This is a genomic window from Bacillus sp. RZ2MS9, from assembly GCF_001816185.2.
Taxonomy (GTDB): domain Bacteria; phylum Bacillota; class Bacilli; order Bacillales; family Bacillaceae_G; genus Bacillus_A; species Bacillus_A cereus.
In genome coordinates, this window is sequence record NZ_CP049978.1 from 752501 (window position 1) to 767930 (window position 15430).

Here is a 15430-nt window from a genome sequence, read left to right on the forward strand (position 1 = left end):
CCAATCGAACCTGGAGATAGCTGGTTCTCCCCGAAATAGCTTTAGGGCTAGCCTTAAGTGTAAGAGTCTTGGAGGTAGAGCACTGATTGGACTAGGGGTCCTCATCGGATTACCGAATTCAGTCAAACTCCGAATGCCAATGACTTATCCTTAGGAGTCAGACTGCGAGTGATAAGATCCGTAGTCAAAAGGGAAACAGCCCAGACCGCCAGCTAAGGTCCCAAAGTGTGTATTAAGTGGAAAAGGATGTGGAGTTGCTTAGACAACTAGGATGTTGGCTTAGAAGCAGCCACCATTTAAAGAGTGCGTAATAGCTCACTAGTCGAGTGACTCTGCGCCGAAAATGTACCGGGGCTAAATACACCACCGAAGCTGCGGATTGATACCAATGGTATCAGTGGTAGGGGAGCGTTCTAAGGACAGTGAAGTCAGACCGTAAGGACTGGTGGAGTGCTTAGAAGTGAGAATGCCGGTATGAGTAGCGAAAGACGGGTGAGAATCCCGTCCACCGAATGCCTAAGGTTTCCTGAGGAAGGCTCGTCCGCTCAGGGTTAGTCAGGACCTAAGCCGAGGCCGACAGGCGTAGGCGATGGACAACAGGTTGATATTCCTGTACCACCTCTTTATCGTTTGAGCAATGGAGGGACGCAGAAGGATAGAAGAAGCGTGCGATTGGTTGTGCACGTCCAAGCAGTTAGGCTGATAAGTAGGCAAATCCGCTTATCATAAAGGCTGAGCTGTGATGGGGAAGCTCCTTATGGAGCGAAGTCTTTGATTCCCCGCTGCCAAGAAAAGCTTCTAGCGAGATAAAAGGTGCCTGTACCGCAAACCGACACAGGTAGGCGAGGAGAGAATCCTAAGGTGTGCGAGAGAACTCTGGTTAAGGAACTCGGCAAAATGACCCCGTAACTTCGGGAGAAGGGGTGCTTTCTTAACGGAAAGCCGCAGTGAATAGGCCCAAGCGACTGTTTAGCAAAAACACAGCTCTCTGCGAAGCCGTAAGGCGAAGTATAGGGGGTGACACCTGCCCGGTGCTGGAAGGTTAAGGAGAGGGGTTAGCGTAAGCGAAGCTCTGAACTGAAGCCCCAGTAAACGGCGGCCGTAACTATAACGGTCCTAAGGTAGCGAAATTCCTTGTCGGGTAAGTTCCGACCCGCACGAAAGGTGTAACGATTTGGGCACTGTCTCAACCAGAGACTCGGTGAAATTATAGTACCTGTGAAGATGCAGGTTACCCGCGACAGGACGGAAAGACCCCGTGGAGCTTTACTGTAGCCTGATATTGAATTTTGGTACAGTTTGTACAGGATAGGCGGGAGCCATTGAAACCGGAGCGCTAGCTTCGGTGGAGGCGCTGGTGGGATACCGCCCTGACTGTATTGAAATTCTAACCTACGGGTCTTATCGACCCGGGAGACAGTGTCAGGTGGGCAGTTTGACTGGGGCGGTCGCCTCCTAAAGTGTAACGGAGGCGCCCAAAGGTTCCCTCAGAATGGTTGGAAATCATTCGTAGAGTGCAAAGGCATAAGGGAGCTTGACTGCGAGACCTACAAGTCGAGCAGGGACGAAAGTCGGGCTTAGTGATCCGGTGGTTCCGCATGGAAGGGCCATCGCTCAACGGATAAAAGCTACCCCGGGGATAACAGGCTTATCTCCCCCAAGAGTCCACATCGACGGGGAGGTTTGGCACCTCGATGTCGGCTCATCGCATCCTGGGGCTGTAGTCGGTCCCAAGGGTTGGGCTGTTCGCCCATTAAAGCGGTACGCGAGCTGGGTTCAGAACGTCGTGAGACAGTTCGGTCCCTATCCGTCGTGGGCGTAGGAAATTTGAGAGGAGCTGTCCTTAGTACGAGAGGACCGGGATGGACGCACCGCTGGTGTACCAGTTGTTCTGCCAAGGGCATAGCTGGGTAGCTATGTGCGGAAGGGATAAGTGCTGAAAGCATCTAAGCATGAAGCCCCCCTCAAGATGAGATTTCCCATAGCGTAAGCTAGTAAGATCCCTGAAAGATGATCAGGTTGATAGGTTCGAGGTGGAAGCATGGTGACATGTGGAGCTGACGAATACTAATAGATCGAGGACTTAACCATATAATATGAAGCAATGTTATCTAGTTTTGAAAGAATATAAAAAACTTGTTGACTTTAAAAGTTAAATAAGTTAAAATGATTCTTGTCTTAAATGAATACAGTCTGGTAATGATGGCAGAGAGGTCACACCCGTTCCCATACCGAACACGGAAGTTAAGCTCTCTAGCGCCGATGGTAGTTGGGACCTTGTCCCTGTGAGAGTAGGACGTTGCCAGGCAAAATGGAGGATTAGCTCAGCTGGGAGAGCACCTGCCTTACAAGCAGGGGGTCGGCGGTTCGATCCCGTCATCCTCCACCATATATGTCGGAGGGGTAGCGAAGTGGCTAAACGCGGCGGACTGTAAATCCGCTCCTTCGGGTTCGGCAGTTCGAATCTGCCCCCCTCCACCATTCTTAATTAATGGGCTATAGCCAAGCGGTAAGGCAACGGACTTTGACTCCGTCATGCGCTGGTTCGAATCCAGCTAGCCCAGCCATTAAGAGCCATTAGCTCAGTTGGTAGAGCATCTGACTTTTAATCAGAGGGTCGAAGGTTCGAGTCCTTCATGGCTCACCATTTTAATGAAATATGCGGGTGTGGCGGAATTGGCAGACGCACTAGACTTAGGATCTAGCGCCTTTGGCGTGGGGGTTCGACTCCCTTCACCCGCACTTTTAATAAAATAACTCATACATGTCTTGCGGAAGTAGTTCAGTGGTAGAATACAACCTTGCCAAGGTTGGGGTCGCGGGTTCGAATCCCGTCTTCCGCTCCAATTTTCAATATGACATGCCGGGGTGGCGGAACAGGCAGACGCACAGGACTTAAAATCCTGCGGTGGGTGACCACCGTGCGGGTTCGACCCCCGCCCTCGGCACCATATGCGCCCGTAGCTCAATTGGATAGAGCGTTTGACTACGGATCAAGAGGTTAGGGGTTCGACTCCTCTCGGGCGCGCTTTTATTAACGGGAAGTGGCTCAGCTTGGTAGAGCACCTGGTTTGGGACCAGGGGGTCGCAGGTTCAAATCCTGTCTTCCCGATATTCCCAAAAAACATGGGGCCTTAGCTCAGCTGGGAGAGCGCCTGCCTTGCACGCAGGAGGTCAGCGGTTCGATCCCGCTAGGCTCCACTTTATTTAATATATGTCTCGGAGGTATACCCAAGTTCGGCTGAAGGGATCGGTCTTGAAAACCGACAGGCGGTGAGAATCGCGCGGGGGTTCGAATCCCTCTACCTCCTCCATTTTTTCTTTAATGGTTTAGACATATAATAATAAAATATTTATTTTTTCCTTCATGGAGGTATACCCAAGTTCGGCTGAAGGGATCGGTCTTGAAAACCGACAGGCGGCGAGAGTCGCGCGGGGGTTCGAATCCCTCTACCTCCTCCATTTTTTTAAAATTTATATTGTCGCGGGGTGGAGCAGCACGGTAGCTCGTCGGGCTCATAACCCGAAGGTCGCAGGTTCAAATCCTGTCCCCGCAACCAAATGGTCCCGTGGTGTAGTGGTTAACATGCCTGCCTGTCACGCAGGAGATCGCCGGTTCGACCCCGGTCGGGACCGCCATTTATGTTGGCTCGGTAGCTCAGTCGGTAGAGCAGAGGACTGAAAATCCTCGTGTCGGCGGTTCGATTCCGTCCCGAGCCACCATTTTTTTATGCCGGCTTAGCTCAATTGGTAGAGCAACTGACTTGTAATCAGTAGGTTGGGGGTTCAAGTCCTCTAGCCGGCATCATTTAGGGGCATAGTTTAAAGGTAGAACTGAGGTCTCCAAAACCTCCAGTGTGGGTTCGATTCCTACTGCCCCTGTAAAGTATATGGGCCTATAGCTCAGCTGGTTAGAGCGCACGCCTGATAAGCGTGAGGTCGATGGTTCGAGTCCATTTAGGCCCACCATATATTATTCCGCAGTAGCTCAGTGGTAGAGCTATCGGCTGTTAACCGATCGGTCGTAGGTTCGAGTCCTACCTGCGGAGCCATGGCCCGTTGGTCAAGTGGTTAAGACACCGCCCTTTCACGGCGGTAACACGGGTTCGAATCCCGTACGGGTCATACAAAAAAGAGTCAGCATTATGCTGGCTCTTTTTTATTTTGTTAATCCTTTTTATTACGTTACTTTCCAGAAATAAATAAAGGAATTTTGGAAAAGCTATGGTATGTATAAAAAGGAGGAAATAAATAATGACACGAGTTAGAGACTTAATGAGTACCCATATTGTACATTGTACACCGCTAGACAATGTATATGAGGCAGCTGTTAAAATGAAGGAAGAATCAGTTGGATTAATTCCTGTTGTTGAAAATGAGCAAGTTGTTGGGCTTGTTACTGATCGTGATTTAGTCGTTCGAGGGATTGCTGAAAAACATCCTGGATCTAATAAAATTACAAATGTAATGACAACAAATATTATCTCAGTTTCTCCAAATGATTCTATTGAAAAAGCTACAGAGCTAATGGCACAGCATCAAATTAGACGATTACCAGTAGTTGATAGTGGTCAACTTATTGGCATGTTAGCACTAGGAGATTTAGCTATAAGGGAATCAGCAGATGATCAAGCTGGATTTGCCTTGAGTGAAATCTCAGAGCGTACAGAGTAAATTGAAACTTTAATTAACCGAGAGTTTAATGGTCACTCATAAAGAGCTAAATTATATATAAATTTCAGATACATTATTCTAGCATATATGGATTAAACTAATATGTTAGCGTGATGTATCTGAGACATTATATAATAAGGATACGGTTAATAATTTCGACATTTTTTTAAAATTTGTTATTCTTAATTTTTAATAAGAGAAAAGATGATATACTGATAGATATAAGTATTATGATAGATTTTGAATATAACAATATTAATTTTTAGTGGTGCGATAATAAATTAATATTTCCTACATAGATGAAAAGGGAAGGGGAATTATATGAAGGCTGTACAGGGCGATCCAAATTGGAATTTGGTTACAGATACATATATAGAACCAAATAATTTCGCTGAATTATTTTCTTTGCTTGTACCTTGTCACCCAAAAGGTGAGGGGAAAGAACGAACTATATTAGTATGGAAAGAGAAAGAATTTTATAAAGAAGAAAATTTAGCGGCATTTATCGTATATGGCATGAATAAAGCAAAGAAATTACCGCAGTTTCATAAAGATGAAATTCCAACTTTAGTGCGTATTCTTCGCTTATGCCAAGAGATTGGTTGGTATGAAGAGGCAAATGATTTTATGATAGCGCAAGGATTAGCTGAGTTTGTTCATACTTCATTGGAATATGAAACATGGGATCTTTTGACGCAATCAGTTGCTTTAAATTATTTAATTATTAAATATCGTATAGGTGAATTGACAGATAGGGATATTGAAATTTGGGATAGAGTTAAATTTAATGAGAAGTGTATAACCGATTGTAAACATTTATTATCTCATAAAGAAGTATTGGAATTTACATTCTTTTATATGTGCAAGAGAGCGAAATCATTATCAAAAGAGCAATTAAATAGTGATATGATGAGTTTAGCAATGTATTGTAATACTTTTGTATATGATTTGTATACACATGATTTATTACGGAAATATCGTAAGTGTACAGATTTCCTATCATATTATGGACCTAGTCAGGCAGTTTTAGCATGTCAAAGAGCTGTATTATCTCAAATTTCCGATCGCTTAGACCCATTAAAGACAACACATGTAGATGATTATTTATATGTGATGAAAGAAATGATGGAGCATATGACGATAGGAGTAATGGATCGATATGGTCATTTTATTGGAAAGCTACTATCTTATGTGCCATTTTTCGAAATGATACAAGTTCCACAGCATGCATATTATTGTGAAGAATTACTGTATATTTGTAAGGGCATTGAATATAAAGAAGAAACACTACGCAATTATATATTTATACAATTACATGATTGTTTACCATCATTCTTTAGGCTATTTCTTAAAAATAAGCGTTACGCAACGATTCATGATATTCTTTTCTATTGGTGCGATGACGAACAACGAATGAGCTTAGAGAAAAAATATAATCTGAGCTTTATTTATGAAAAATATGCTTGTGGATAAACAATATTTTCGATATGAAAAATTAATATAAATTAAAAAGGATCTCCAGTTTATGTGAGATCCTTTTTTGTTAGTAAAACAAGGAGAAAGTGATTAAGACAAGAAAAAACATTCCATATAGGAGAAGTTGTTCAGTATAACTTCCTTGTATACCAAAAAAAGTATTGGCTTTCTTATACAAATTCAATATGTATTTTATTGGAGTATCTTTGAAAGATTGGTACACAGTGTCTCCTCTTTCTAAGCTTCTTGTTCTTGTTTTTGTTTTTGGTTATAAGGGACATTAATATATCTAGCTACAAATAATAAAACAGCCATAAAGAATACTGGAAATACAGTAGATAAATAAAAGCCATTACTAATTATATTTGTTATGAGAGCACTCAAAAGAAAAATAGCATTATAAATATGGGCAATTTTTTGTTTTAGTTGCACTTGAAATGATTCCATCATAATTTCTAATGCAACAAAAGCAATAATAATAGATAAAAATACAATGTTTGTATTGTAAATGATTAAACAACAGATTAAACCTAAAAAGGCTACGTATTCAATTATAAGAGGTATATTGCGTGGCATACAATTTACCTAACTAAATATGGCAGTGGATTTACTGCATTTGTTTTTTCAAAATTCCATTCTCCATTATGTAATTCAAAATGAAGATGCTGCCCGTATGAATGACCTGTGTTTCCCATATGACCTATTAATTGTCCAGTTTGTACTTGATCACCAGCTTGTACAGTGCGATCCTTCATATGAGCATAAACAGTTGTATATAATTTCCCATTGATTTGATGTGCAATGAAAACAACATTGCCATAGCTAGCTGAATAATAAGATTTCACAACTTTACCTGCAGCAGCAGCTTGGATAGAGACGTTTCCTGGAGCGGCAATATCTATACCATAATGCATTTGTTCCCAGCGTATATCAAAGGTTGAGCTAATTCTTCCTTGAGCAGGGAATTTGAAAGCAGCTGGAATTGATGAAGGTTGATCTGTTTTAGCTTGTGGTTGATTTTGTACTACATAGTGTTTTGCTACATATCCGTATCCTGTGCCAAAACGAATTTTATACCAAGTTCCTACAGTTTCTACTACTTGTACTTGTGTACCGTTTTGTAATGAACCGAGTAGAGCGCTACTTGTACTAGCGTTGCTACGTACATTTAGATTAGGTGTTGCAACAGTATATTTTGTATTATTTTGAACGGTGATTCCTTTTACTAAGGGTTGTGAACCATTAGAGATGAATGCTTTTTGTACGTAACCTGTTTGGCCATTATGCGATATTTTATACCATTCGCCTTGATCTTCTTGAACGGTAATAAACTTGCCATTTGGTAATACATCTAAAATGGAAGATTCTAAATTAGGTTCAGAGCGAACGTTTAATGCATTAGCATTAACGATGTATTGATCATTAGAATGAAGTTTGTTTTTTAGTAAAATAGCATCTTTTTGTACATAACCTACTTTATTATGAACAGATACTTTATACCACTCATTAGTTGTTTCAAGGATGTTCACTTTTGTATTAAAGCGAATTGTATCAATTGATGTGCTTTTTACGTTATCTTCTGTATGTAATGCTACTTGATCGACTTTGACATACCCAGTTTTAATATTAGATAATTGTTCAGCGTTTGCTTTTTGTACATTTGTTTCACCCATAGAAGGAAGTAAAGAAGCAATCGCTACAGTAGTTGCTGTTAAAGCAGTAGCTTTCATATTCATGGAATAGAGACCTCCTCTAGTTGTATAGTTGTAATTTTATTATAGTATAAAGATATAATATAGTGGGTGTATTCACATAAATGTAATATGAAATCAATATAAAAATAAATTTTTTGAGGATAATGATTCCTTCTTATGCAATTAATTGGGGTTTTATTTTCTAAAATAGAATGTATGTATTGTATAAATTTGATATTCTGTTAATAATTAAGAAAATTAAAAAAGTTGATGATGTCTTATTAGGGTGTTATACTGACAGTGATAATTTTATAGTTTGCTAGGAGAGCTGGTGTTGCCAGCTGAGAGTAGGCCGTAAGCCTTTGATCCTTTTTATTACCTGATCTAGATTATGCTAGCGTAGGGAAGCAATTCGGACACTAACAATGAGTCCCCGTTTCTTTGCGTATAGAAACGGGGCTTTTTTATTTGAAAATTTCATATTGAAACCACTAGGGGTGCTTGATTTGCTGAGAGAGGAATAATCCTTAACCCTTACAACACCTGATCTAGGTAATACTAGCGAAGGGAAGTGGAACATCGAATAAATGTATAACTTTATTTGCTGTAACCACTTCTTATATATAGAAGTGGTTTTTTATTTAGATACATATATTGAAAGGGGATAGAGAAATGAAATTTTGCGATAGATTATTAGAAACTGTGCAACCGGTTTGGGAGATGAGTCATAATCATCCGTTTGTAGTAGGTATGGGAGATGGCACGTTAGAAAAAGATAAATTCCAGTATTATATTATTCAAGATTATTTATATCTGCTAGATTATGCAAAGTTATATGCGATTGGTGTTGTAAAAGCAACGAATCCACAAGTAATGGGAAAGTTCGCTGAACAAATTGATGGAATATTAAATGGCGAAATGACAATCCATAAACAATATGCAAAAAGACTTGGAATTTCTATAGAGGAGATAGAGTCTGCGAAACCATCTGCTAAAAATTTAGCTTATACAAATTACATGATGTCTGTATCTCAAAATGGCACACTTGCGGAATTAATAGCAGCGCTTCTTCCATGTATGTGGAGCTATTGGGAAATTGGAAAGCGTTTAAATGATATTCCTGGAGCAAGAGATCATGAGTTTTTTGGTGAGTGGATTCAAGGATATAGTTCGGAAGAATACGGTAATCTGTGTATTTGGTTAATAGATTTATTAAATGAAATGGCAGTGGGAAAGTCTGAGACAGAACTAGAAAGATTAGAGGAGATTTTCTTATATTCCAGTCGATTTGAATATTTATTCTGGGATATGTCCTATCGTAAGGAGATGTGGGGATTTGAGGAGCAAGAACATACTACAGTTTCATAATGTTTCTTTTCATTACGATGAGAAACCAATCATCCATGAATTAAATGCTTCTATACATGAGAAAGAGTTTGTCAGTATTATCGGACCGAGTGGATGTGGGAAAAGTACTTTATTTCGCCTTATTACAGGTCTAGAAAAGGTAAGTACTGGACAGATAGAACTGACAGAAACAAAGCACCATCCTGTAGGATATATGCCGCAAAAAGATATGCTTTTGCCGTGGAGAACAATTATTGAGAATGCTGCCCTGCCGCTAGAGTGCCAAGGTGTACAGAAGAAAGAAGCACAAGTAAAGGCAAAGGAACTGTTACATAAATTTGGTTTGCAAGGGTATGAGAAAAAATATCCGAAAGATTTATCTGGTGGTATGAGACAACGTGTATCTTTTATTCGAACTTTATTAACAGGCGGGGAAATATTGCTGTTAGATGAACCATTTAGTGCGTTGGATGCTTTAACGAAGACCTCTTTGCAAGAATGGTTGTTTGAACAATGGCAAGAGTGGGAAAAAACAATTTTATTCATTACTCATGATGTTGAAGAAGCGTTATTTCTTTCAAACCGAGTTTTAGTAGTGGAACAGCAGCCGATAACGACTTTGACTGAGCGGACTGTACCGCTTGATCATAACAGAACACGAAAAGATTTATATAAACCGGAAGTATTAGCGCTGAAAGATGAGCTTCTTAGTATGTTACAAAGGCAGGTACTTGTGTGATGAACCGATTGAAAGAATTAGTTCCTGCTATTACACTTTCTAGTATTTTACTAGCTGTGTGGGAAATAGGAGCAAGAATTGTAGATGAGATGTACATTTTACCGTCACCTTCTGCGATTGTAATGAAGATATGGAAACTAAAAGACATATTATTTACAGTTCATTTACCTGCAACTTTATACGTCGTTTTAATAGGTGTTGTTATCTCTATCGTATTAGGTGTAGGGCTAGCGATGTTAATGAATGCGAGTACATGGATGGAGAGAGCATTTTATCCATTATTAGTTGCTTCACAAACGATTCCGATTACTGCGCTTGCTCCGCTATTTGTTTTATGGTTTGGATACACAATTTGGAGTAAGGTTGTTGTCACAGTTTTAATTACGTTTTTCCCAATTGCGGTCAATACGTATGATGGACTGCGTAGTACGAAAAAAGAATGGGAGGAGCTCTTAGTTACATATGGAGCAACAAAAAGAGATATTTTTCTTAAATTAAAGTTGCCGTCTGCTCTTCCTTATTTTTTCTCAGCTTTAAAAATTGCAGTTCCGCTTAGTGTTATCGGAGCAGCAATTGGAGAATGGCTCGGTGCACAAGCTGGGCTTGGATATTTCAGTAAGAGAATGATGACGCAGTTAGATGGAGCTGGCGTATTTGCACCTATTGTATTGTTATCATTATTAGCTATTTTCTTCGTCGTAATTATTTCCATATTAGAAAAGAAATTCATTAGTTGGAGGAAGTATTCATGAAATTTTTAAAGCGCATCTTTGTGTTTACATTATTAATTGCAATAATTGCAGGATGTTCGAGTAATTCAGCATCAGACAAAAGTAAAAAAGAGAAAGAAATAACAGTCATGTTAGATTGGTATCCAAATGCGGTACATAGCTTTATCTATGCAGCAATTGAAAAAGGATACTTTAAAGAAGAAGGTGTAAAGGTAAATATTAAATTCCCTTCTAATCCGACTGATCCATTAACGCTGGCAGCAGCAGGGAAGGTAACAGTTGGCTTGTATTATCAGCCAGATGTTGTTATGGCGAGAGCGAATGAGCAAATTCCAGTGAAATCAATTGGAGCTGTCGTACGTTCACCATTAAATCATGTTGTATCACTGAAATCAGCGGGCATTCAATCACCGAAAGATTTAGAAGGAAAAACAGTAGGATACTCTGGAACACCTTTAAGTGAGATGTATTTAAAAACGATGGTAAAAGAAGCTGGTGGTAATCCTGATACAGTGAAAGTAGTTGATGTTGGATTTGATTTAGTACCAGCATTAATTACGAAGAAAGTAGATGCGGTAACAGGGGCATACATTAACCATGAAGTACCTGTTATGCGTCATGAAGGCCATGAACCAGCGTACTTTAATCCAGCTGATTACGGAGTACCAAACTACCATGAGCTTGTGTTTGTAACAGGTGATAAAACGTTGAAAAAAGATAAAGAAGCGTTGCAAGCTTTCTTACGTGGTACGAAAAAGGGCTATGATTTCATGAAGAAAAACCCAGATGAAGCATTGAATATTTTATTAAATCATCAAGAAAAAGAAAACTTCCCACTTGTGCCAGAAGTTGAAAAGGAAAGTATGAAAATTTTATTAGAGAAGATGGAAACGAAAGATGAGCCATTCTTATCAGATTCAAAAGAATCTTGGGAGAAACAAAATAAGTGGCTGAAGAACAAAGGAATGACGAAAGAAACCGTCCCAGCCGATGAACTATTCGAAAATATTTTAAAGTAGGCGAATGAATATGAAAAATGAGCTCCACGTAATCTCAAATGGCCATATGCCATTCGAAGAGTTAGTGAATGTAGCGATGCAAATTGAGAGTGAGATTGATTATTTGCATATTCGTGAGCGTGAGAAGAGTACGAAGGAATTATATGAAGGTGTGGAAAGTCTATTAATGGAGGGCTTTCCGGCTTCTAAAATTGTCATAAACGATCGAATTGATATTGCAATTTTATTAAATATACCTCGTGTTCAACTAGGATATCGAAGTACAGATGTAAAGTCAGTGAAAGAAAAGTTTTCGTATTTGCATGTCGGTTATTCTGTGCATTCGCTAGATGAAGCAATAGTAGCTTTTAAAAATGGAGCGGATTCACTCGTTTATGGCCATGTATTTCCGACAGATTGTAAAAAAGGTGTGCCAGCGAGAGGGCTTGAAGAAATTTCAGACATTGCAAGGTGTTTATCTATACCGATTACAGCAATTGGAGGAATTACCCCACAAAACACAGTGGATGTTCTTACTAACGGTGTAAGTGGTATAGCAGTTATGTCTGGAATTGTAAGTAGTAGTAACCCGTATAGCAAAGCGAAATCTTATAAGGAATCAATAAGAAAGTGGGCGGAAAAACATGTGTGAGAAGTATGATGTAGCGATTATTGGTGGTGGTGTAATTGGCAGTTCAGTTGCACATTTTCTAGCAGAAAGAGGACATAAAGTAGCGATTGTAGAGAAGCAACAGATTGCATCTGAAGCCTCGAAAGCAGCCGCTGGTTTACTTGGTGTTCAGGCAGAATGGGATGAATATGACCCGCTATTTGACCTTGCTAGAGAAAGCCGTGCTATATTTCCACAACTTGCAGCAGTTTTACGTGAAAAGACGGGTATTGATATTGGATATGAAGAAAAAGGAATTTATCGTATTGCTCAAAATGCAGATGAGAAGGAAAGAATTCTTCACATTATGGATTGGCAGCAGAAAACAGGTGAAGATTCTTATTTTCTAACGGGAGACCATGTGCGGGAAAAAGAGCCATATCTATCCGAATCTATTATAGGAGCAGTATATTATCCGAAAGACGGTCATGTTATTGCACCAGAGCTTACGAAAGCATTCGCACATTCTGCGGCAATTTCCGGTGCTGATATATATGAACAGGCAGAAGTATTTGATATCCGTATTGAAAATAATAAAGTGACTGGAGTTATTACAAGTGAAGGTATTGTCACATGTGAGAAAGTCGTTATTGCAGGTGGTTCATGGAGCACGAAGTTACTAGGTTATTTTCACCGTGATTGGGGTACATATCCAGTTAAAGGAGAAGTGGTTGCGGTAAGAAGTAGAAAACAACTTTTAAAAGCACCTATTTTTCAAGAAAGATTTTACATTACTCCAAAGCGCGGTGGACGTTACGTAATTGGGGCAACAATGAAGCCACATACGTTCAATAAAACTGTGCAGCCAGAAAGTATAACTTCTATATTAGAGCGTGCTTATACAATATTGCCAGCTTTAAAAGAAGCAGAATGGGAAAGCACGTGGGCAGGATTACGACCACAATCGAATCATGAAGCTCCTTATATGGGAGAGCATGAAGAAATAAAAGGTTTATATGCTTGCACGGGCCATTATCGAAACGGTATTTTATTAAGTCCTATTTCTGGTCAATATATGGCCGATTTAATAGAAGGAAAGCAAGAGAATCATTTGCTAGATTCATTGCTTTCTAGAAGCGTTTAGAAAGGGGATGGAAGTTTGAATTTAAAAATTAATGGTAACCAAATTGAAGTGCCAGCGAGTGTAAAAACAGTAGCTGAGCTACTTACACATTTAGAGTTAGATAACAGAATTGTTGTAGTAGAGCGTAATAAAGATATTTTACAAAAAGATGATCATACAGATACATCTGTTTTTGATGGAGACCAAATTGAGATTGTAACTTTCGTAGGAGGCGGTTGATTATGTTAAACATTGGACCATTTTCATTTCATTCTAGACTTTTATTAGGAACAGGTAAATTCCCTGATTTTGACGTACAGCAAAAGGCAATTGACGTTTCTGAAGCTGAAATTTTAACGTTTGCAGTACGTCGTATGGATATCTTTGATGCAAAGCAACCTAATTTATTAGAGAAACTTGATGTGAAAAAATATACGTTATTACCAAATACAGCAGGAGCAAAAAACGCTGAAGAGGCTGTTCGTATTGCAAAATTAGCAAAAGCCTCTGGGCTTTGTGACATGATAAAGGTAGAAGTTATTGGTGATGATAGAACGTTATTACCTGATCCGGTAGAAACGTTAAAGGCATCTGAAATGTTACTGGAAGAAGGATTTATCGTACTTCCGTATACATCTGATGATGTTGTATTAGCACGTAAATTACAAGAGCTTGGCGTGCATGCGATTATGCCAGGAGCATCTCCAATCGGATCAGGACTTGGTATTGTAAATCCATTAAATTTGAGCTTCATTATTGAACAAGCAACAGTACCAGTTATCGTTGATGCCGGTATTGGTAGCCCAGCTGATGCAGCATTTGCAATGGAATTAGGAGCAGATGGCGTGTTATTAAATACAGCTGTATCAGGAGCAAAAGATCCTATTAAAATGGCACAAGCAATGAAATTAAGTATTGAAGCAGGTCGTTTAGGATTTGAAGCAGGTCGTATTGCACGCAAGCGTTGTGCAACGGCAAGTAGTCCTTTAGAAGGAATGAGCGTAGTTGAATAATCGATATTCTCGCCAAGAACTATTTTCTCCAATTGGAGAAGAAGGACAGCAAAAGATAAGAGAAAAGCATGTGCTTATTATCGGTGCAGGTGCATTAGGTAGTGCAAATGCAGAGATGTTTGTAAGAGCAGGTGTTGGCAAGATAACAATTGTTGACCGTGATTATGTAGATTGGAGTAATTTACAAAGACAACAATTGTATGCAGAGAGCGACGTAAAGAATAATCTTCCAAAAGCTATAGCGGCTAAAAAACGTTTAGAAGAGATTAATAGTGATGTAACAATAGAAGCTCTCGTTCAAGATGTAACAGCTGAAGAGCTAGAAGAACTTGTTACAAATGTTGATGTAATTATTGATGCGACTGATAATTTTGAAACACGCTTTATTGTGAATGATATAGCACAAAAATATTCTATTCCATGGATTTACGGTGCATGTGTAGGTAGTTACGGTCTTTCTTACACAATCCTTCCTAGTAAAACACCATGTTTATCATGTTTATTACAGTCGATTCCGCTTGGCGGGGCAACATGTGATACAGCGGGTATTATATCACCTGCTGTATCTCTTGTCGTTTCTCATCAAGTAACAGAAGCTCTTAAACTGTTAGTAGAAGATTACGAATCACTTCGAGATGGGCTTGTATCGTTTGATATGTGGAAGAATGAGTATTCATGTATGAATGTGCAAAAGCTTCGCCAGCATAATTGTCCTTCATGCGGAGAGAATGCATTATATCCGTATTTAAATAAAGAGAACACATCAAAAACAGCAGTTTTATGCGGGCGAAATACAGTTCAAATTAGACCACCTCATAAAGAGGAAATGAATTTTGAACAATATAAAGAGTTGTTGGAAGGTCGTGTGAATGATTTAAATATAAATCCATATTTACTATCATTTTCTATTGAAGACAAGAGGTTAGTCGCCTTTAAAGATGGCCGTGTGCTCGTACATGGAACGAAAGATATAAGCGAAGCAAAAACGATTTATCATCGCTATTTTGGATAGAAAAGGATGAGTG

Annotated in this window: 13 protein-coding genes, 20 tRNA genes, 2 rRNA genes and 2 riboswitches (1 of these 37 only partly in view); of the genes, 33 read left to right on the forward strand and 2 right to left on the reverse strand. The window is 39.5% G+C overall.

Annotated features, from left to right (window positions below; all coding sequences use genetic code 11):
* The 24 genes from BHV55_RS03760 to BHV55_RS03875 form a co-directional block, all read left to right on the forward strand.
* Positions 1-2091, forward strand: a 23S ribosomal RNA gene (locus tag BHV55_RS03760) (it extends 831 nt beyond the left edge of the window).
* Positions 2092-2192: 101 nt separating this feature from the next.
* A 5S ribosomal RNA gene (gene rrf, locus BHV55_RS03765) occupies positions 2193-2308 on the forward strand.
* 5 nt (positions 2309-2313) lie between these two features.
* Positions 2314-2389: transfer RNA gene (locus BHV55_RS03770), tRNA-Val, on the forward strand.
* 8 nt (positions 2390-2397) lie between these two features.
* A tRNA-Tyr gene (locus tag BHV55_RS03775) sits at positions 2398-2481 on the forward strand.
* An 11-nt stretch (positions 2482-2492) separates the two neighbouring features.
* A tRNA-Gln gene (locus BHV55_RS03780) sits at positions 2493-2567 on the forward strand.
* A 4-nt stretch (positions 2568-2571) separates the two neighbouring features.
* Positions 2572-2647, forward strand: a tRNA-Lys gene (locus BHV55_RS03785).
* Positions 2648-2661: 14 nt separating this feature from the next.
* Positions 2662-2742 (forward strand) — tRNA-Leu (locus BHV55_RS03790).
* A gap of 29 nt (positions 2743-2771) precedes the next feature.
* Positions 2772-2846 (forward strand) — tRNA-Gly (locus BHV55_RS03795).
* A 16-nt stretch (positions 2847-2862) separates the two neighbouring features.
* Positions 2863-2951: transfer RNA gene (locus tag BHV55_RS03800), tRNA-Leu, on the forward strand.
* A 3-nt stretch (positions 2952-2954) separates the two neighbouring features.
* Positions 2955-3028, forward strand: a tRNA-Arg gene (locus BHV55_RS03805).
* A 10-nt stretch (positions 3029-3038) separates the two neighbouring features.
* Positions 3039-3112, forward strand: a tRNA-Pro gene (locus tag BHV55_RS03810).
* Positions 3113-3128: 16 nt separating this feature from the next.
* Positions 3129-3201 (forward strand) — tRNA-Ala (locus BHV55_RS03815).
* A 20-nt stretch (positions 3202-3221) separates the two neighbouring features.
* Positions 3222-3314 (forward strand) — tRNA-Ser (locus BHV55_RS03820).
* A gap of 55 nt (positions 3315-3369) precedes the next feature.
* A tRNA-Ser gene (locus BHV55_RS03825) sits at positions 3370-3462 on the forward strand.
* 21 nt (positions 3463-3483) lie between these two features.
* Positions 3484-3560 (forward strand) — tRNA-Met (locus tag BHV55_RS03830).
* Between the two features lie 3 nt (positions 3561-3563).
* Positions 3564-3639 (forward strand) — tRNA-Asp (locus BHV55_RS03835).
* An 8-nt stretch (positions 3640-3647) separates the two neighbouring features.
* Positions 3648-3723, forward strand: a tRNA-Phe gene (locus tag BHV55_RS03840).
* A gap of 9 nt (positions 3724-3732) precedes the next feature.
* A tRNA-Thr gene (locus BHV55_RS03845) sits at positions 3733-3805 on the forward strand.
* A gap of 6 nt (positions 3806-3811) precedes the next feature.
* Positions 3812-3882: transfer RNA gene (locus tag BHV55_RS03850), tRNA-Trp, on the forward strand.
* A 10-nt stretch (positions 3883-3892) separates the two neighbouring features.
* Positions 3893-3969 (forward strand) — tRNA-Ile (locus BHV55_RS03855).
* 8 nt (positions 3970-3977) lie between these two features.
* Positions 3978-4052 (forward strand) — tRNA-Asn (locus tag BHV55_RS03860).
* Between the two features lies 1 nt (position 4053).
* Positions 4054-4125, forward strand: a tRNA-Glu gene (locus BHV55_RS03865).
* 129 nt (positions 4126-4254) lie between these two features.
* Positions 4255-4674, forward strand: a complete 420-nt coding sequence (locus BHV55_RS03870; RefSeq protein ID WP_000199011.1) for a CBS domain-containing protein — start codon at positions 4255-4257, stop codon at positions 4672-4674.
* A 321-nt stretch (positions 4675-4995) separates the two neighbouring features.
* Positions 4996-6147, forward strand: coding sequence for a DUF3965 domain-containing protein (locus BHV55_RS03875; RefSeq protein WP_000648912.1), 1152 nt, complete (start codon positions 4996-4998; stop codon positions 6145-6147).
* Between the two features lie 240 nt (positions 6148-6387).
* On the opposite strand, the gene BHV55_RS03880 is transcribed toward BHV55_RS03875, so the two are convergent.
* The gene (locus BHV55_RS03880; protein WP_001137824.1) at positions 6388-6726 is read right to left on the reverse strand and encodes a hypothetical protein; all 339 of its coding nucleotides are present in this window, start codon (positions 6724-6726) and stop codon (positions 6388-6390) included.
* Between the two features lie 5 nt (positions 6727-6731).
* Complete coding sequence (locus BHV55_RS03885) at positions 6732-7886, reverse strand: SH3 domain-containing protein (protein ID WP_001056031.1); 1155 nt, start codon at positions 7884-7886, stop codon at positions 6732-6734.
* Between the two features lie 269 nt (positions 7887-8155).
* A riboswitch (TPP riboswitch) is annotated at positions 8156-8267 on the forward strand.
* 60 nt (positions 8268-8327) lie between these two features.
* Positions 8328-8431: riboswitch (TPP riboswitch) on the forward strand.
* 85 nt (positions 8432-8516) lie between these two features.
* Here BHV55_RS03885 and tenA point away from each other — a divergent pair.
* The 9 genes from tenA to thiF are packed head-to-tail and all read left to right on the forward strand — an operon-like array spanning position 8517 to position 15417.
* Positions 8517-9212, forward strand: coding sequence for a thiaminase II (gene tenA / locus BHV55_RS03890; RefSeq protein ID WP_000666828.1), 696 nt, complete (start codon positions 8517-8519; stop codon positions 9210-9212).
* Complete coding sequence (locus BHV55_RS03895; RefSeq protein WP_001256793.1) at positions 9181-9930, forward strand: ABC transporter ATP-binding protein; 750 nt, start codon at positions 9181-9183, stop codon at positions 9928-9930. Before tenA ends, BHV55_RS03895 begins: the two co-directional genes overlap by 32 nt.
* Complete coding sequence (locus tag BHV55_RS03900; RefSeq protein ID WP_001080856.1) at positions 9930-10682, forward strand: ABC transporter permease; 753 nt, start codon at positions 9930-9932, stop codon at positions 10680-10682. Before BHV55_RS03895 ends, BHV55_RS03900 begins: the two co-directional genes overlap by 1 nt.
* Complete coding sequence (locus BHV55_RS03905) at positions 10679-11680, forward strand: ABC transporter substrate-binding protein (RefSeq protein WP_000670417.1); 1002 nt, start codon at positions 10679-10681, stop codon at positions 11678-11680. The genes BHV55_RS03900 and BHV55_RS03905 overlap by 4 nt, the downstream gene beginning before the upstream one ends.
* Before the next feature lie 10 nt (positions 11681-11690).
* Entirely contained in the window at positions 11691-12311 is a 621-nt protein-coding gene (gene tenI, locus BHV55_RS03910) for a thiazole tautomerase TenI (protein WP_000787171.1), read from the forward strand.
* On the forward strand, positions 12304-13413 hold the full coding sequence (thiO, locus tag BHV55_RS03915; RefSeq protein ID WP_000333299.1) for a glycine oxidase ThiO: 1110 nt from the start codon (positions 12304-12306) through the stop codon (positions 13411-13413). The genes tenI and thiO overlap by 8 nt, the downstream gene beginning before the upstream one ends.
* A 15-nt stretch (positions 13414-13428) precedes the next feature.
* Positions 13429-13632: a sulfur carrier protein ThiS gene (gene thiS / locus BHV55_RS03920; protein WP_001049502.1), complete on the forward strand. Its 204-nt coding sequence runs from the start codon at positions 13429-13431 to the stop codon at positions 13630-13632.
* Positions 13633-13634: 2 nt separating this feature from the next.
* Entirely contained in the window at positions 13635-14405 is a 771-nt protein-coding gene (thiG, locus tag BHV55_RS03925) for a thiazole synthase (RefSeq protein WP_000931981.1), read from the forward strand.
* On the forward strand, positions 14398-15417 hold the full coding sequence (thiF, locus tag BHV55_RS03930; RefSeq protein WP_001065422.1) for a thiazole biosynthesis adenylyltransferase ThiF: 1020 nt from the start codon (positions 14398-14400) through the stop codon (positions 15415-15417). Before thiG ends, thiF begins: the two co-directional genes overlap by 8 nt.
* Positions 15418-15430 lie beyond the last annotated feature (13 nt).

Bases quoted from the DNA above. Each gene is read 5' to 3' on its own strand.
- tenA (WP_000666828.1), top strand. From the start codon at position 8,517: ATGAAATTTTGCGATAGATTATTAGAAACTGTGCAACCGGTTTGGGAG.
- thiO (WP_000333299.1), top strand. From the start codon at position 12,304: ATGTGTGAGAAGTATGATGTAGCGATTATTGGTGGTGGTGTAATTGGC.
- BHV55_RS03885 (WP_001056031.1), bottom strand. From the start codon at position 7,886: ATGAATATGAAAGCTACTGCTTTAACAGCAACTACTGTAGCGATTGCT.
- BHV55_RS03875 (WP_000648912.1), top strand. From the start codon at position 4,996: ATGAAGGCTGTACAGGGCGATCCAAATTGGAATTTGGTTACAGATACA.
- BHV55_RS03905 (WP_000670417.1), top strand. From the start codon at position 10,679: ATGAAATTTTTAAAGCGCATCTTTGTGTTTACATTATTAATTGCAATA.
- BHV55_RS03870 (WP_000199011.1), top strand. From the start codon at position 4,255: ATGACACGAGTTAGAGACTTAATGAGTACCCATATTGTACATTGTACA.
- BHV55_RS03900 (WP_001080856.1), top strand. From the start codon at position 9,930: ATGAACCGATTGAAAGAATTAGTTCCTGCTATTACACTTTCTAGTATT.
- BHV55_RS03880 (WP_001137824.1), bottom strand. From the start codon at position 6,726: ATGCCACGCAATATACCTCTTATAATTGAATACGTAGCCTTTTTAGGT.
- tenI (WP_000787171.1), top strand. From the start codon at position 11,691: ATGAAAAATGAGCTCCACGTAATCTCAAATGGCCATATGCCATTCGAA.
- thiG (WP_000931981.1), top strand. From the start codon at position 13,635: ATGTTAAACATTGGACCATTTTCATTTCATTCTAGACTTTTATTAGGA.